Origin of the sequence: Streptomyces bauhiniae, assembly GCF_004784475.1 — a bacterium.
GTDB classification, from domain to species: Bacteria; Actinomycetota; Actinomycetes; order Streptomycetales; family Streptomycetaceae; genus Streptomyces; species Streptomyces seoulensis.
In genome coordinates, this window is the sequence record NZ_SRRT01000006.1 from 459,336 (window position 1) to 475,265 (window position 15,930).

Here is a 15,930-nt window from a genome sequence, read left to right on the forward strand (position 1 = left end):
AGAGGGGATCTATGCCGGAGGGAAGCTTGGAAGCGTCAACGGAACGCCCAGATCCGGATCTGGCCGTGCTGCTCACCTTGGACGGAAACCTCGCCCCTTCCTGGCTGAGCGGAAAGTCGGTGACCCCTCTCACCGCTGGTGAGCGGCTGGGCGCGATCCTGGCGGACCGGGTGATGGCCGGGTGCCGCTCGACCGGCGCCACCCACCTCCGGTACGCCCCGCTCGGCGCGGACCCGATCGTGACGACCAGCGCGATCCCCGCCGACGTGACCACCCGCCCGTCGACCCTCCTCTGGACCCCCGATCACCAGGGCGCGCTACTCTTCCCGGCCCCCGGCCACGTCCTGCTGGCCGGCACCAAGCCCTTCATGACAGCAGCCGTCCCCGAGGGCACCGACGCAGCCCGAGCCCGCTTCACCCGCTACGCCTGCAAACAAGCGGCCCGCCACCCCGAACTCCTCGCGGTGGCAGCTACGTACGTCCCCACCCACCACGCCTGGTCCGACGCCGCAGAGGTGCCCCCGGACACCGCGACCGCCCATCACCTGAACCTGCTACGCGAGTTCTCCAACGGCACCCTCCCAGCCCCCACCTTCGCCTACGCCTGGTGGCAGACCCGCCGAACTGCCAAGTCGAACGGCGAACGAGTCCGAGGCCCCCTGGAAGAACTCTTCAACCACGTCTTCCTGCTCCTGGAGGACTACGAAGTGGCCCCGGAGCTAGCTGAGCCCACCGATCTCACGGCTCCAGAACTCCAAGCAGCGGTGACCGAGGCATACCGGGACACCCAAGCGCCTGCTCTGATCCCTAGCGAGGGCGCCGCTTCGGCGGCACCGGGCCAGGGATGACATCCAAGTTCATGTGTTCCTTGAACAGATGCACCAGATTCGCCCCGTCGAGGAGCTCAAGGCGACCGTGTTCGTTGGCGAACGCCTCACTGGCCGCGCCGAACCAGGATGTTGTCACCAGGATTCCCTTGGCCGCCCGCTTGTGTTCCACGACGCCGGCGAGGGCGGACACGGTCTCGAACGGCACCACGTTCTTCGTGCGCTTGGCCTGGATGACACACAACCCCTTCATGACAGGGTCGGTGTTCATCGCCACCGCGTCGACCCCCTCGTCCTTCGACGGCTGGGTGTTCACGCTGTCCAGACCGATGGCCTCGAACAGTTGCCGAATGAGGTGCTCGAACTCGGTGGGCTTCAAGTCCATCAGCACGGGCCGACTGTCCAGACCGGCCACTACGTCCAGCCCGTCCATGAGGCGGAACTTGGACAAGTCGAACGTGACGAGCGGGCGTACCGCTTCCAGTTCATACGGGTTGGGTGAGATCAGTGAGCGCAGCCGCTTCAGGCAGGCACGCGGGTCAACCTGAGTGAGCACGAGTTCCTTGAACTCGTCTCGATCGGCCTGGAGGGTGATCAGGCAGGGATGCACGCTTCGCCCCGTGGCGCGGTCGATGGTGGCCACGTGTCCGTTCAAGGCGATGGACCGGACCACCCCCTCGGAGTCAGAGGTGAAGAGTTCATAGACGGTGCGTAGAGCCGTCTGCGCAAGAACGGAGGCGTACAACTCCTTGCGCTCTTTCTCGGGACGTGGAACGGGTGTGATCTCGTCGCGTGCCTTCACATACCGGTAGGCACGGGCGGCAGGGACTACGTCCTCCAAGGGGAGGTCGATCTCGACCAGCAAGTCGCCGGTGTCGGCCTGAAAGGAGACCTTGTTGGTCTTGGGAAAGCCGTGCGGATAGGTGGATGCCGCCAGGACCTGGTTGGTGAACCACTCGACAGCTTCGACGTCTCTGTCCTGATATGCGTCCCGGCGCGCCTCAAGGTCGGCGTTCCACGCCTCGATCCGCGCAGCCTCTTCCTGATTGGCTTCCTCGTGGCGTGCACGCGCCCTGTCCAGCTTGTCCGCGCGCTCCAGTTCGTCACGGGCGTGGTCACGGAGTGCTCGATCGAACCGCTTCCGCGCGACTTCGACCTCCGCTTCGTACCCGCGACGCCCGAATCCGAGTGCACCGCGCAGCCCTCGGGGCGGCTCCGGCTCGTACTCCTCCCAACGGGGCAGCGGCGCCGCCTTCTTGCGTCCCTTGGGCGGCAGGAATAGGGAGGGCGTGAACTTCTGCTTCAGCCGGGCGAACGTCAGGGGTTTCCCGTCGAGCACGGACGAGTGCAGCAGCTTGGTGAGTTGCTCGACATCGTGTTCCGCCACGCTGGTCCGATCGACCGCCTCCTGGGCGCGGGCTGCCTCGTAGGCCAGCTTCTCCTCACGAGCCTTGCGCTTGGCCGCGACTTCCGCGGCCTTCTGAGCCTTTTCCCGTTCCCTGTTCTGCCGCGCGAGTTCTCGCGCGTGTGGATCATTCCCGCCCGCCACTGCGCCCCCCAACTCGGTACCTGAGATTCCTTGACGGTGGACTGCCCATGCTGGCCGGCGAACGAACCTGATCACGGGCTGTCACGCGGACCCACGGGGCTACTCAGGTGTCGTTGGCATACGGCTGACGATGTCGGCCAGCGGACCTCGATATGTAGTGCCGAGCTGGCTCACCACTCCCACGGTGGGGCCTGGACCATTCCTCAAGCGACTCACGTAGTTCTCGGGCAGCAGTACCCGGTCGCCGACCTCAAGCAGGTCCCCTCCCCGCCACCGGTAGGCGTATCCGCCGACATCCACCACCTGATGGCCGCCCACTTCATATACGCGTTTGGCGCCGTCGAGCTGTTCCTCGAGCTCATGGACGCGCCTCTCCAACTGTTCGATCCGCGACGCGGAAGACCGCGCGCTGCTCTTCCAGCCGGTCTCGTGACCTTCTCTCCACCCGCGCCGGTGGGCTTCAGTGACGGCCTTGTCCTGCTCAGTGGCGTGCGTGCCACACGCCACGTCCGAACCGGACAGCCGCATCTTGCATGGGCTCCCGGAACGGGTCGGTCGTCCACAGCGACGATCGTGCTGGTCGGTCATGTGAGGCCCCCCTCGTACGACAGGACAAGATCCTCTCTCGCCCCTTCAGAGAAGAGACCACGGAATCAGGCCAACGTCCGATCCCGTCGGCTTAAGGATTGGCAGTGGGTATGGAACATTCCATAGAGGAGGGCCGAACCGTACGCTCACCTCTATGGCGAATGAAGCTCACTCGATCACCGACGTCCTGAGGGAAGACCAACGTCAGGCCCTGCATGACCGGGGTGTCGAGGTGCGTTTTCCGGAAGGGCAGACCATCTTCTGGGAGGGGCAACCTTCTCGGTCCGTCCTGGTCATTGAGCACGGCCATATCAAGGTGACCCGGCGGGCGGCCGACGGTACCGAGGTGATTCTCGCCGTCCGGGGTCCTGGAGAGGTCATGGGAGACGAGGGGGTCCTCATGGGGGAGGTGCGCTCTGCGTCCGTCACAGCGATCACGGAGGTGGCCGGCGTGGACATTGCAGCGGACTCCCTTCTTTCCTTCATTGAGGAAGAGCGCCTGTGGCCGGTGATGTACAAGGCTGCGGTCTGGCGTCGACGAGAGTCGGACCAGCAGGCGGTCCTGGCCCGGATGGGAGTCAAGAATCGGCTCGCTCGGTGGCTGCTCGAGCTGGCCGCTGAGTTCGGCAGCCTGCGTGGCGAGGACTGGGTGCTCGATGTCCCTGTCAGTCAGAACGACCTGGCCAACAGGATCGGCGCGTCGCGAGACGCGGTGGCGATCGCGCTGCGGCAACTGCGCGAGCAGGGGCTCGTCAGTACAGGACGACGTCAGATCACGCTCCACGACCTTGAAGGTCTGCGTAGATTGACAGTGTGAAGCATGTAGACACCCATTGATAACTATGGAAAATTCCACAGAAGAACGCTGAGACTCGATGGGGAGGACTGTATGACGTTGCAGATCGTAGGCGCCCTCTGTGTCGCTGTTGCCATCGTGGGGGGAGGAATGAAGATCAACGAGGTGGAGGTCCCGCGCCTTTCGGCGCGACGGGTAGCCGCGCTGGCCTTCGCCGGGCTTCTCTTTGTCGGGGCAGGGCTCTTGGTCGACCAGACCGCACGTCGTCCTGCCTCGGCGGCGCATCAGTTCATCTCGTCGGCGCGATGAATCCCCGGGGGCGTCGATCATCTGGCCAACGACATGGAAGGACGCGTCATGGCGGACGAGCTAGGTCCGTTCCAGGGCATGTGGGAAGCCTGGGACGAAGCGCACAACGAGATCACCCGTAAGCCGCTGTCCCATTTCCGCAGCACTGCGGATATCCAGTTCGACGAAGTGGAGGAGCACCTTGCCGTCGGTGACAGGGAAGCCGCTGCCCGCGAGGTCGCTGACATCATCAGCGTCGCCCTCAACGTCATGCGCTGGCTCGGCCACACGCCGGAGGAAATCGCGGAGATCGTCCGGAGCCGGGCCGAGCTTCGAATGAAGGGGCAGGCGCTGGCAATCTTGGACAAGTACATGGATCAGTACGGGACCTGAGTCCCATCCCAGATGGCACCTGGAACGTCTCCGCACACAAATCAGGCCCGGTGCTGATCCCTCAGCACCGGGCCCTCACTGTCGGGGTGGCGGGATTTGAACCCACGACCTCTTCGTCCCGAACGAAGCGCGCTGCCAAGCTGCGCTACACCCCGATGTCGCTGCTGTCGCGGCGACGTCGTTTACTTTAGCCCACCGGGGGCCTCAGGCGAAATCCGGTTAGACGCGGCGGCGGACCGGGGAGGGGCGGGCGTGGTCGAGGGCGATCAGGAGCACCGCGGAGGCGTAGATCGCCAGGCCCAGCAGGAGCGCGTTGGCCAGGGTGTGGCGGTAGCCGTGGGCCGGGACGTCCAGGAAGGGGTAGAGGGAGCGGGCCCGGGTCAGCAGGAAGATCAGGTACGCCAGGGGGAACAGCAGCCAGCCCGCCGCCTGCCGCAGATGCATCCGTGACGCCGGCGTCAGCAGCAGCCAGTCCAGTACCGCCGCCAGCGGCACCAGCGTGTGCAGCACCTGGAGCGCCGCCCACTGGGCGTGCCACCGCGCCGGCGGCGCCGTCGCGCCCGTCATGGTGAACGGAGGCGTCGTGTGGGCCAGCAGCCCGTGGTACACCACCGCGCCGATCACCACGTACAGCAGCACCGCCCCCGTCAGCGCGGCCGGCAGGGCGCGGCGGGGGCGCCAGGAGCGCGAGGCCGACACCAGCATGACCACCGCCAGCAGCACCGTGCTCTGGACCTGGAAGTAGCTCAGCGCGCGGGCCGGGCCGGCCAGGTAGATCTCCAGGGCCACCCCCGCCCCCGCCAGCAGCGCGGTCAGCAGGCGGTACGCGGCCACCAGGGGGCGACGGACCGGCGCCACCACCGCCGTCACCGGCACGAACGACGGCTTCAGTACGGGCGTGCTCTCCCAGGGGATCGCGGGCAGATCCGGGATCTCCCGGGGCACGGGCGGTATCGGTGCGGTCATGCCCTCACGCTAGGCAGGAGGGCGAAATGCGACCATTCAGGGCAATCCGATCGGGTTACGCCCGCCCCATCGCCTGCCTCACCGCCCGCCCAGCCAGGCTCACACCCGCTCCACCAGCGTCAGCAGCGTCGCCTCCGGCGGGCAGGCGAAGCGGATCGGGGTGTAGCGGTTCGTGCCGCAGCCCGCCGAGACGTGCAGGTAGGACGTGTTGCCCTCCGCCGTGTGGGTGGACAGCCCCTTCACCCGGTCGGTGTCCAGGTCGCAGTTGGTGACCAGTGCGCCGTAGAAGGGGATGCAGAGCTGGCCCCCGTGGGTGTGCCCGGCGAGGACCAGCGGGTAGCCGTCCGCCGTGAAGGCGTCCAGGGAGCGCAGGTACGGCGCGTGCACGACGCCCATCGAGAAGTCGTGGCCCTCGGAGGGGCCGCCGGCCACGCGGGCGTAGCGGTCACGCTTGATGTGCGGGTCGTCCAGGCCGGTCAGCTCGATGGAGACGCCCTCGACCTTCAGCACGCCCCGCTGGTTGGTCAGGTTCAGCCAGCCCGCGGTGTCGAAGCCGTCCCTGAGGTCCTCCCAGGGGTTGTGGACCACGCCGACCGCGGGCGCGTTGCCGTTCAGGCCGTGCTTCCCGCTCGTCTTCTCCAGCAAGTACCGCGCGGGGTTGCGGAGTTTGGGACCGTAGTAGTCGTTGGAGCCGAAGACGTACGCGCCCGGGAACTCCATCAGCGGGCCCAGCGCGTCCAGCGTCTCCGGGACGCCCTCGGGGTCGGAGAGGTTGTCGCCGGTGTTGATCACGAAGTCGGGGCGCAGCCCGGCCAGCGACTGGAGCCAGCGCTGCTTCTTGCGCTGCCCGCCCACCATGTGGATGTCGGAGACCTGAAGCATCCGCAGCGGGCGCATGCCCGGCGGGAGGACCGGCACGGTCACTCGTCGGAGGCGGAAGGAGCGGACCTCGAAGCCCGCCGCGTACGCCACTCCGGCGGCCCCGGCCGCCATGATCCCCAGGGGTACTCCGTATCGCGCGCGCATACGCCCATCGTGTCAGACCCCGCCGAAGCCTCAAGAGGTGGCGCCCCCTTGATCAAGGCCCCTTAATCAAGGGGCGTTCGGCATGACGCACCTGCGACAATCGCTCCATGACCACCACGCTCAAGTCGAAGCTCCACGACGACCTCAACGCCGCGATCCGCGAGCGCGACGAGCTGCGCTCCGCGACGCTCCGGCTGACCCTCGCCGCGATCACCAAGGAGGAGGTCGCGGGCAAGGAGAAGCGCGAGCTGTCCGACGACGAGGTCCTCAAGGTGATCACCAAGGAGGCGAAGAAGCGCCGCGAGGCCGCGGACGCCTTCGCCCAGGGCGGTCGTCCCGCGCAGGCCGAGCGGGAGAAGGCGGAGGGCGAGCTGCTCGCCACCTACCTGCCCAAGCAGCTCTCTGACGACGAGCTGACCACGATCGTGGCCCAGGCCGTCGAGGAGGCCAGGGCGGGCGGCGCCGAGGGGCCGCGGGCCATGGGTGCCGTCATGAAGATCGTGAACCCCAAGGTGGCCGGCCAGGCCGACGGCGGCCGCGTCGCCGCGATCGTGAAGCAGCAGCTCCAGGGCTAGGCAGAACATGACAGTGGGGCCGCACCCGTAAAAAGGTGCGGCCCCACTGTCGTAGAAGAACCTCAGTTCCGGCGTCCGCCGTTCGCGTTCCCCTGCACCAGGTTCCCCGGCTTCGTCGGCTTCGGCTGGCCGCCGTTGTTGCCGCCGTTCCCGCCGGTCAGCCCGCCGAAGAGGCCGCCGATCAGGCCCCCGCCCGGCGTCCCCTGACGACCGCCGTTGCCATTGCCGTTGCCGTCGCCCCGGCCGTCGCCCCCGCCGTCGCCCTTGTCCTGGTCGTCGGGGATGTCGATCGTGTTGAAGTCGGGCGCGTCCTTGCCCACCAGCGCGCCGGACATCGCGTCCCGCCAGATCGGACCCGGCACGCCACCACCGAAGACCAGGTCGTGGTAGGTCCCGCCGATGGTGATGCCGGTCATCTTCACGTTCTGCCGGGCGCTGCCGACCCAGACCGCGCCGGACATGTTCGGGGTGTAGCCGACGAACCAGGCGTTCTTCCGCTCGTCCGTCGTACCCGTCTTGCCCGCGCTGTCCCGGTCGTTCAGCCCCGCCTCCTGGCCGGTACCGGAGTCGATCACGTCCCGGAGCAGGGTGTTGACGGTGTCCGCCGTCTTCTCGCTCATCGCCCGCGTACACGTGGACTTCGGCACCGGCAGCGACTTCTCCTCGTCACCGGACTTCTCGGTGATCGACTCGATGGCGACCGGGGTGCAGTACATGCCGCGCGAGGCGAAGGTGGCGTACGCGTTCGCCATGGTCAGCGGGGAGAGGCCGATGGAGCCGAGCGCGATGGACGGCTCCTGCGGCAGCTTCGAGCCGTCGCCCTGCACCACGTGCAGCTTGTCCGCCATCTTGGCCACCGGGCACAGCCCGATGTCGGAGATGAGCTGCACGAAGTAGGTGTTGACCGACTTGGCCATCGCCTCCTTCATGCGGTACGGGCCCTTCTCGGACTCGTTCTCGTTCTCCACCGTCTCCTTCTTGGTGTTCCGGTACGGCGTCGAACCGCACCGCTGCACCGGGCTCGGGTACGCCATCTTGTACGGCGCCGAGTACGCCTGCGTCGGCGGCTTGCCGCCCTCGATCGCGGCCGCCGCCACGAACGGCTTGAACGTCGAACCCGTCGGGAAGCCGAAGTTGGAGCCGCCCAGGTCCCGGTCGACCGAGAAGTTGTACTCCGTCTCGTCCTTGCCGTAGCCGAACGGCTTCGACTGGCCCATCGCCAGCACCTTGCCGGTCCCCGGCTGCACCAGGGTCGCGGCCGCGGCGACCGAGTCCGACTTGTAGACGTGGTCCTTGAGCGAGTCCTGCACCGACTTCTGCGCCTGCGGGTCCAGCGTCGTACGGATCGTCAGGCCGCCCTTGTTCCAGAGCTTGGCGCGCTCCTCGCGGGACTTGCCGAAGACCGGGTCGGTGAGGAAGACGTTCTCGACGTACTTGCAGAAGAAAGCGGAGTCGCGGGTCGCCGTGATGCAGCCGTTCTTGGGGCGGCTGACGTGCAGGCCCAGCGGCTGCTTGCCGGCGCGGTCGGCCTCGGCGCGCGAGATGTCGCCCAGCTCGGCCATGCGCTGGAGCACGGTGTTGCGCCGCTTGGTGGCCTCGGCCTCGTCGTTGACCGGGTCGTAGCGGCTCGGGGACTGCACGATGCCCGCCAGCAGGGCGGACTCCTGGAGGTTGAGGTCCTTGGCGTGCTTGGAGAAGTAGCGCTGGGCCGCGGCCTCGACGCCGTACGCCTGCTCGCCGAAGAAGGTGATGTTGAGGTAGTTCTCCAGGATCTTCTTCTTGCCGAGCTTCTCCTCGATCTGGATCGCGTACTTCAGCTCGCGGACCTTGCGGCCGAGGGTCTGCTGGGTGGCCTGGGCGACCTTGGTGGGGTCGTCGCCGGCCTCCTCGATGAAGTAGTTCTTCACGAGCTGCTGGGTGAGGGTGGACGCGCCCTGGGCGACGCCCCCGCTCTGCGCGTTCTTGTTCAGCGCGCGCAGCACACCCTTGAGGTCGATCGCGCCGTGCTGGTAGAAGCGCGAGTCCTCGATGGCGACGATGGACTTCTGCATGTACGGCGAGATGTCCTTCAGCTCCACCACCGTGCGGTCACGGGAGTAGACGCTGGCGATCTGGTTGCCCCGGCTGTCCAGTATGGTCGTCCGCTGGCTGAGCTGGGGGCTCTTGAGGTTGGCCGGGATCTCGTCGAAGCCCTGTACCGAGCCCTTCGCGGCAAGGCCCAGCGCCCCGGCGGCCGGCAGTGCGATCCCCGCCATCACCGCCCCCGCGAGCACGCTGACACCGAGGAACTTGGCGGCCTGCTGCGTGGCCGACAGACCACCGCCCGAGCGCTTCTTTGGCATGGGTGCAGCCTAAGCCGTGGTGATAAGCGTTCCGGGGGAGCGACGGGCCGCCGGGCGGTTCGGGTGCAGGATCGTGACGTCCGGTCGGGTGGCGCGACGGCATGACGGCGTCACGGCACGGCAAAGCGGGGGCTCAGGTTGTCATTCGCCGGACACACGCACAGGCGTTGGCCTAAGCTGCAGTCAACTGTCACAGCGGCGCGGCCAGGTAGCAATACGTCCGGCGACCCCGAATCGCTCCGGAGAGCCCCGACTTCCCGACGGGCACGTGTCCGAAACCGCCTCGTGTGTCACCCGGCGCCCCATGTGCCGCACCACAACCGTCCCGCTTTGCCGGGATGATCACGCATGTCGCCCGCTCACTCCTCCGGGTGATCTGCCGCTTACCCATAGTCCGTTCGGGCCATTCAAGATTGGGCCCGAAGGGGGTGTTGCGCTGTCCGCGCCTTCCGTAACGTCCTCAACTGGCGGCGGTGAATATGCCGCTGCCGCCGTGGGGGAGCCTCGATTCGGGAGAGGACGGCGCCGGTATGGGCTGGGTTACCGACTGGAGTGCGCAGGCCGCCTGCCGCACTACCGATCCGGATGAACTGTTCGTGCAGGGAGCAGCGCAGAACAGGGCCAAGGCGGTGTGCACCGGATGCCCGGTGCGCACGGAGTGCCTGGCCGACGCGCTGGACAACCGCGTCGAGTTCGGCGTGTGGGGAGGCATGACGGAGCGCGAGCGCCGGGCGCTGCTGCGCCGCCGGCCCACCGTGAGCTCCTGGCGGCGGCTGCTGGAGACCGCCCGCTCGGAGTACGAGCGCGGCACGGGCATCGTGCCCCTCGACGACGACGAGGTCTACGAGAACTACGCGGCCGTGAGCTGACGGCTCGCCTCCGGCATAGGACGGCGGCACCGGCGGCACCGACGGTCCGCACGGGCGCGTGGCTGTGACGCGGCCAGGGGCCGCTAGGACAGTTCCGTGTGCCCCGCCGCGAGGCGGTCGCCGATGTCGCGCAGGCCCGTGAGGTCGTGGACGTCGCCGGGGAGCGCGGGTACTTCCACGATGGCCACCTCGGGGTGGTGGCCGATGAAACGGTCCCGCGTGCGCTGTTCGCGCGCGAGCAGCCGCATGCGTTCGGCGTGCAGGCGCAGCAGACCCGCGGTCAGCTCGTCCACGGGCCGGTCCGGGTCCGGGGCGGAATCCGCCGGGCGGGAGTCTTCGGGGCCGGAATCTGAACTTCCGTCTGTTTCGGGGGAGTTACGAACGTCAGCATTCCCGTCCGTCTGATCCACAATGCCGGGCTCCGCAAGATTTTCCGCGGCGGTGAGCGCCCGCTCGGCCGACAGCCGGGTGGCGCCGCTGCCGTGGACCCGGTTGAGCACCAGGCCGACCAACGGCATCTTCTCGGCGGCCAGCCGCTCCACGAAGTACGCCGCCTCGCGCAGCGCGTCCCGCTCGGGCGCCGCCACCACGAGGAACGCCGTCCCCGGCGCCTGCAGCAGCTTGAAGGTGGCGTCCGCGCGGGTGCGGAAGCCGCCGAAGGTGGTGTCCATGGCGGAGACGAACGTCTGCGCGTCCTTGAGGAGCTGACCGCCCAGGATCTTGCCCAGGGTGCCGGTCATCATCGACATCCCCACGTTCAGGAACGCCATCCCCGCGCGGCCGCCCAGCTTGGCCGGCGCGGTCAGCAGCCGGATCAGCTTGCCGTCCAGGAACGACCCGAGCCGCTTGGGCGCGTCGAGGAAGTCCAGCGCGTTCCGCGAGGGCGGGGTGTCGACGACGATCAGGTCCCACTCGTCCTTGGCGCGGAGCTGGCCCAGCTTCTCCATCGCCATGTACTCCTGCGTGCCCGCGAAGCCGCCGGAGACCGTCTGGTAGAAGGGGTTCGCCAGGATCTGGGCCGCCCGCTCGGGGTCCGCGTGCGTCTCCACGACCTCGTCGAAGGTGCGCTTCATGTCGAGCATCATGGCGTGCAGTTCGCCGGGCCCGTCGCTCTCGCCGGGGGCCTCCTCGCGGCGGTCCTCGGTGCCCTTGACCCGGCGCGGCACGTTGTCGAGGGAGTCGATGCCCATCGACTGGGCCAGCCGCTTGGCCGGGTCGATGGTGAGGACGACCACCTTGCGGCCGCGCTCGGCGGCCCTCAGGGCGAGCGCGGCGGCCGTGGTCGTCTTGCCGACGCCGCCGGAGCCGCAGCACACCACGATCCGGGTCTCCGGATCGTCCAGCAGCGCGTCCACGTGCAGGGTCGGGGCCGGGGAGCGGCCGGAGCGCGCGTCCGGGTCGGCGGCGGTCTGCGGCTCCTGGCTCATGACAACCCCTGCTTCCGCAACTCGGTGGCCAGTTCGTACAGGCCCGTCAGGTCCATGTCCTCGGGGAGCAGCGGCAGCTCGGCCACCGGCAGGTCCAGCTCGCCGAGGACCGCGCGCTGCTCCTGCTCCAGGGTGTGCCGCTCGGCGTACTCGGCGGCCTGCGCCAGCAGCGGGTCGACCAGCCGCTCGGCGTGCCCGCCGCGCCGCGCTCCGCCGAGGCCCGCCGAGGACAGCGCGCGGGCGACCGCGGTGTGCGGGACCGTACGGGCCAGGTCCAGGTCGGCCGCGTCCAGCAGCTCGGGGCGGACCATGTTCACGATGACGCGGCCCACCGGCAGCCCCGCCGCGCGCAGTTCGGCGATGCCGTCGGCGGTCTCCTGGACCGGCATCTCCTCCAGCAGCGTGACGAGGTGCACGGCTGTCTCCGGGGACTTCAGCACCCGCATCACGGCCTGCGCCTGATTGTGTATCGGACCGATCTTGGCGAGGCCGGCCATCTCGTCGTTGACATTGAGGAAGCGGGTGATGCGGCCGGTGGGGGGAGCGTCCATCACGACGTGGTCGTAGAGGAACGCGCCCTTCTTGTCCTTGCGGCGCACCGCCTCGCACGCCTTGCCGGTCAGCAGGACGTCCCGCAGGCCGGGGGCGATGGTGGTGGCGAAGTCTATGGCGCCGAGTTTTCTCAGCGCGCGGCCGGCGCCGCCGAGTTTGTAGAACATCTGGAGGTAGTCCAGAAGCGCCTGTTCGGCGTCGATGGCGAGGGCATACACCTCTCCTCCGCCGGGAGCGGTGGCGATCTTCCGCTCCTCGTAGGGCAGCGCCTCGGTCCCGAAGAGCTGCGCGATTCCTTGCCGGCCCTCGACCTCGACGAGAAGCGTCCGCTTCCCCTCGTCGGCGAGAGCCAGCGCTAGAGCGGCGGCGACCGTCGTCTTTCCGGTCCCGCCCTTGCCGCTGACGACCTGGAGCCTGCTCACGTCTTCGAGCCTAACCAGTCCGGGCGACACTCACGCGGGAGGCTGTGGATAACAGCGACTACAGTCGGCCTATGACCAAGTGGGAATACTCAACTGTGCCGCTGCTCGTCCACGCCACGAAGCAGATCCTGGACAACTGGGGCGAGGACGGCTGGGAGCTCGTCCAGGTGGTGCCCGGGCCCAACGCCGAGCAGCTCGTCGCCTACCTGAAGCGCGAGAAGCAGGCGTGAGCGCGGTCGAGGCCCGGCTCGCCGACCTCGGCCTGACGCTGCCGGAGGTCGTGCCCCCGCTGGCCGCCTACCAGCCCGCCGTGCGCTCCGGGCAGTACGTCTACACCGCCGGCCAGCTCCCGATGGTGGACGGACAGCTTCCGGTCACCGGCAAGGTCGGCGCCGAGGTCACCGCCGAGGAGGCCAAGGACCTGGCCCGGACCTGCGCGCTGAACGCGCTGGCCGCCGTCAAGTCCGTCACCGGCGACCTGGACCTGATCGCCCGCGTGGTGAAGGTCACCGGCTTCGTCGCCTCCGCCGCCGACTTCACCGGCCAGCCCGGTGTCCTCAACGGCGCCAGCGAGCTGCTCGGCGAGGTCCTCGGCGACAAGGGCGTGCACGCCCGCAGCGCGGTCGGTGTCGCGGTGCTCCCGCTGGACGCTCCGGTCGAGGTCGAGATCCTGGTCGAGCTTCTTCCGTAGCCCGCGCGGACTCCGGTCCGGTACCTCTCGAACATCTGCCCTGTTCGGGATAGCCTCCGCCCATGGCGAACGGTCAGTGGTACCCCCCGGAGTGGCCCGACCGCATCCGCGCCCTCGCGGACGGCACGCTCACTCCCGTCGTGCCCCGGCGGGCGGCGACCGTGCTGCTGCTCAAGGACACCCCGGCCGGACCGGCCGTCCACATGCTGCGCAGACGCGCCTCCATGGCCTTCGCCGGAGGCGCGTACGCGTATCCGGGCGGCGGTGTCGACCCGCGCGACGACGACCACCACGTCCGCTGGGCGGGCCCCACGCGCGCGTGGTGGGCGGACCGGCTCGGCATGGAAGAGGGCGACGAGACGGTCGCCCAGGCGATCGTCTGCGCGGCCGTGCGCGAGACGTACGAGGAGGCCGGCGTCCTGCTCGCCGGGCCCGGCCCCGACACGGTCGTCGGCGACACCAGCGGCGACGACTGGGAGGCGGACCGGCTCGCCCTGGTCGCGCACGAGCTGTCCTTCGCGGAGTTCCTGGACCGCCGGGGGCTCGTGCTGCGCTCCGACCTGCTGGGCGCGTGGACCCGCTGGATCACCCCGGAGTTCGAGTCCCGGCGCTACGACACCTGGTTCTTCGTCGCCGCCCTCCCCGAGGGCCAGCGCACCCGTGACCTCTCCACCGAGGCCGACCGCACGGTGTGGACCCGGCCCGCCGAGGCCGCCGCCGGGTACGACAGGGGCGAGCTGCTGATGATGCCGCCCACCATCGCCACCCTGCGCCAACTCCTGCCCTACGGCACCGCCGCGGAGGCCCTCGCCGCGGCCCCGGAGCGCGATCTCACCCCGGTGCTCGCGCGGGCCCGGCTGCTGGACGGCCGGGTGGAGCTGAGCTGGCCGGGGCACGACGAGTTCACCAAGCATGTCCCGGCCGCTCCGGGCCCTCGGGGAGGAGCGGCATGACCGACGCCGCCGCCCTGCCCGGCCAGCCCCGCGACGCGGTCCGCTCGGGCCCGGCCACCGAGCGCGCCGTCAACGTGCTCGCGCCCAACGCCTCGCCCATGACGCTGGACGGCACCAACACCTGGATCGTCGCGGAGCCCGACTCCGACCTCGCCGTGGTCATCGACCCCGGCCCGCTGGACGAAGGCCACCTGCGCGAGGTCGTCGACACCGCCGAGAAGGCCGGCAAGCGGATAGCGCTCACCCTGCTGACCCACGGCCACGCCGACCACGCGGAGGGCGCGTCCCGGTTCGCGGAGATCACCGGCACGCGCGTGCGTGCGCTCGATCCGGCGCTGCGGCTCGGGGACGAGGGGCTGGGCGCCGGGGACGTGGTCACGGTCGGCGGACTCGAGCTGCGGGTGGTCCCCACGCCCGGCCACACCGCGGACTCCCTCAGCTTCCACATCCCGGCCGACCGGGCCGTGCTCACCGGCGACACCATCCTCGGGCGCGGTACGACCCTGGTCGCCCATCCCGACGGACGCCTCGGGGAGTACCTGGCGTCCCTGCGCCGGCTGCGCTCGCTGACCGTGGACGACGGCGTGCACACCGTCCTGCCGGGCCACGGGCCGGTCCTGGAGGACGCCCAGGGCGCCGTCGACTTCTACCTCGCCCACCGCGCCCACCGCCTCGCCCAGGTCGAGACGGCCGTAGAGAACGGCCACCGCACCGCCGAGGCCGTCGTGGCCCACGTCTACGCCGACGTCGACCGCTCCCTCTGGCCGGCGGCCGAGCTGTCGGTACGGGCCCAGTTGGACTACCTGGGCGAGCACGGCCTCATCTAGGAGGCGCCCTTCACGCCGTGCACGCGCGCGTACTCCCCGGCGAGCCACGGGCCCAGGTCGTCCACGTAGCCGCGCAGGATCGCGGCGTTTCCGACGGGATCGTGGCCGTAGCGTGCCGCGACGCGCATCTGGGCGGCCCGGCGTGGGTGGTAGGCGCCGAAGGCCTCGGCCATCTCGGCCAGGTCGCTCGTCCAGCCGTTCCAGCGGGGCATGACCAGGGTGAAGCCGGTGCGCACCAGGTGCCGGGACATGAACCGGACCAGCGGACGCCGGGCCTCCTCCGAGTCGGCGGCCCCCGCGATCCGCTCGCGCCAGCGCGGGAGCAGCGCCGCCAGGTCGCCGTTGGTCTCGCGGGCGAGGCGGGAAGTGGGCCGGTAGCGGGGCAGGCGCCCGGCGAGGTCGTCCCCGACCAGCGGGGTGCACAGACAGGCCAGGAACCAGCCCATGTCGTACCGCTCGGCCTCGCTCAGCAGCCGGGCCTCGCCGTACAGCAGCGGGCCGAAGCCGTCGATCTCGGGGAACTGGCGGTCCAGGGCCGTACCGAGGGCCGCCAGGGCGGTGCGGTCGGCGTCGGTGGGCTCCTCGCGCAGCGCCACCAGCAGGTCCAGGTCGCTGCGCCCCACGCGCGCGGTGCCGCGCGGGACGGACCCGTAGAGATAGCCGCTGTGCAGCCGCGCCCCGAAGGTCTCCGTCAGCCCGTCCCGCGCGGCGGCCACGACGGGACGGAACGCGTCCTGCACGCGCGCGAGGGAGCCTTCACGGGCGATGAACCCCTCGGCGTCGAGGCCGTGGGGCGCGGGCGGTCCGGACATGCGGACACTGTGCACCGCCGAAGGCGG

At 69.5% G+C, this 15,930-nt stretch carries 18 protein-coding genes and 1 tRNA gene; 10 read left to right on the top strand and 9 right to left on the bottom strand.

Annotated elements, in window-relative coordinates; genetic code table 11:
* Positions 1-26: 26 nt before the first annotated feature.
* A complete protein-coding gene (locus E5083_RS21920) occupies positions 27-848 on the top strand; it encodes a hypothetical protein (protein WP_135787390.1) in 822 nt (273 codons plus the stop codon).
* Here E5083_RS21920 and E5083_RS21925 read toward each other — a convergent pair.
* Together E5083_RS21925 and E5083_RS21930 are read right to left on the bottom strand one after the other, a co-directional pair.
* The gene (locus E5083_RS21925; protein ID WP_244317606.1) at positions 808-2,376 is read right to left on the bottom strand and encodes a restriction endonuclease; all 1,569 of its coding nucleotides are present in this window, start codon (positions 2,374-2,376) and stop codon (positions 808-810) included. The genes E5083_RS21920 and E5083_RS21925 overlap by 41 nt on opposite strands.
* A 99-nt stretch (positions 2,377-2,475) precedes the next feature.
* Positions 2,476-2,964, bottom strand: a complete 489-nt coding sequence (locus E5083_RS21930) for a hypothetical protein (protein ID WP_244317607.1) — start codon at positions 2,962-2,964, stop codon at positions 2,476-2,478.
* A 154-nt stretch (positions 2,965-3,118) separates the two neighbouring features.
* Here E5083_RS21930 and E5083_RS21935 point away from each other — a divergent pair, with 154 nt between their 5' ends.
* The 3 genes from E5083_RS21935 (at position 3,119) to E5083_RS21945 (ending at position 4,441) form a co-directional block, all read left to right on the top strand.
* Positions 3,119-3,781 carry a Crp/Fnr family transcriptional regulator gene (locus E5083_RS21935; RefSeq protein ID WP_135787391.1) on the top strand — a complete coding sequence of 221 codons (663 nt, stop codon included), beginning with the start codon at positions 3,119-3,121 and terminating at the stop codon, positions 3,779-3,781.
* A 72-nt stretch (positions 3,782-3,853) separates the two neighbouring features.
* Positions 3,854-4,069 carry a hypothetical protein gene (locus E5083_RS21940; RefSeq protein WP_135787392.1) on the top strand — a complete coding sequence of 72 codons (216 nt, stop codon included), beginning with the start codon at positions 3,854-3,856 and terminating at the stop codon, positions 4,067-4,069.
* 48 nt (positions 4,070-4,117) lie between these two features.
* The gene (locus E5083_RS21945) at positions 4,118-4,441 is read left to right on the top strand and encodes a hypothetical protein (protein WP_135787393.1); all 324 of its coding nucleotides are present in this window, start codon (positions 4,118-4,120) and stop codon (positions 4,439-4,441) included.
* An 81-nt stretch (positions 4,442-4,522) separates the two neighbouring features.
* Here the strand turns inward: E5083_RS21945 and E5083_RS21950 are convergent.
* The 3 genes from E5083_RS21950 to E5083_RS21960 form a co-directional block, all read right to left on the bottom strand.
* A tRNA-Pro gene (locus E5083_RS21950) sits at positions 4,523-4,596 on the bottom strand.
* A gap of 64 nt (positions 4,597-4,660) precedes the next feature.
* Positions 4,661-5,407, bottom strand: a complete 747-nt coding sequence (locus E5083_RS21955; RefSeq protein WP_135787394.1) for a Pr6Pr family membrane protein — start codon at positions 5,405-5,407, stop codon at positions 4,661-4,663.
* 99 nt (positions 5,408-5,506) lie between these two features.
* Positions 5,507-6,433: a metallophosphoesterase gene (locus tag E5083_RS21960; RefSeq protein ID WP_135787395.1), complete on the bottom strand. Its 927-nt coding sequence runs from the start codon at positions 6,431-6,433 to the stop codon at positions 5,507-5,509.
* Positions 6,434-6,540: 107 nt separating this feature from the next.
* Here E5083_RS21960 and E5083_RS21965 point away from each other — a divergent pair, with 107 nt between their 5' ends.
* Positions 6,541-7,008 (top strand): GatB/YqeY domain-containing protein, encoded by a 468-nt coding sequence (locus E5083_RS21965; RefSeq protein ID WP_135787396.1) that lies wholly within the window; start codon positions 6,541-6,543, stop codon positions 7,006-7,008.
* A gap of 62 nt (positions 7,009-7,070) precedes the next feature.
* Here E5083_RS21965 and E5083_RS21970 read toward each other — a convergent pair whose 3' ends face one another.
* Positions 7,071-9,350 carry a transglycosylase domain-containing protein gene (locus E5083_RS21970; RefSeq protein ID WP_135787397.1) on the bottom strand — a complete coding sequence of 760 codons (2,280 nt, stop codon included), beginning with the start codon at positions 9,348-9,350 and terminating at the stop codon, positions 7,071-7,073.
* 530 nt (positions 9,351-9,880) lie between these two features.
* Here E5083_RS21970 and wblA point away from each other — a divergent pair.
* Positions 9,881-10,219 (top strand): transcriptional regulator WblA, encoded by a 339-nt coding sequence (gene wblA / locus E5083_RS21980; RefSeq protein WP_030811461.1) that lies wholly within the window; start codon positions 9,881-9,883, stop codon positions 10,217-10,219.
* An 83-nt stretch (positions 10,220-10,302) separates the two neighbouring features.
* Here wblA and bagB read toward each other — a convergent pair whose 3' ends face one another.
* Both bagB and bagA read right to left on the bottom strand, forming a co-directional pair.
* Entirely contained in the window at positions 10,303-11,646 is a 1,344-nt protein-coding gene (gene bagB / locus E5083_RS21985) for an ATPase BagB (protein ID WP_135787398.1), read from the bottom strand.
* A complete protein-coding gene (gene bagA, locus E5083_RS21990; protein WP_135787399.1) occupies positions 11,643-12,620 on the bottom strand; it encodes an ATPase BagA in 978 nt (325 codons plus the stop codon). The genes bagB and bagA overlap by 4 nt, the downstream gene beginning before the upstream one ends.
* Positions 12,621-12,691: 71 nt before the next feature.
* Between bagA and sp36 the strand changes: the two genes are divergently transcribed.
* From sp36 to E5083_RS22010, 4 genes are all read left to right on the top strand, one after another.
* Entirely contained in the window at positions 12,692-12,850 is a 159-nt protein-coding gene (sp36, locus tag E5083_RS21995; RefSeq protein ID WP_086694324.1) for a Sp36 family protein, read from the top strand.
* Positions 12,847-13,311, top strand: a complete 465-nt coding sequence (locus tag E5083_RS22000) for a RidA family protein (RefSeq protein WP_031182708.1) — start codon at positions 12,847-12,849, stop codon at positions 13,309-13,311. Before sp36 ends, E5083_RS22000 begins: the two co-directional genes overlap by 4 nt.
* Before the next feature lie 62 nt (positions 13,312-13,373).
* A complete protein-coding gene (locus E5083_RS22005; protein WP_135787400.1) occupies positions 13,374-14,264 on the top strand; it encodes an NUDIX hydrolase in 891 nt (296 codons plus the stop codon).
* Positions 14,261-15,091, top strand: coding sequence for an MBL fold metallo-hydrolase (locus E5083_RS22010; protein WP_135787401.1), 831 nt, complete (start codon positions 14,261-14,263; stop codon positions 15,089-15,091). The genes E5083_RS22005 and E5083_RS22010 overlap by 4 nt, the downstream gene beginning before the upstream one ends.
* Here the strand turns inward: E5083_RS22010 and E5083_RS22015 are convergent.
* Complete coding sequence (locus tag E5083_RS22015; RefSeq protein WP_135787402.1) at positions 15,088-15,903, bottom strand: nucleotidyltransferase domain-containing protein; 816 nt, start codon at positions 15,901-15,903, stop codon at positions 15,088-15,090. The two genes, E5083_RS22010 and E5083_RS22015, sit on opposite strands and share 4 nt — an antisense overlap.
* Positions 15,904-15,930 lie beyond the last annotated feature (27 nt).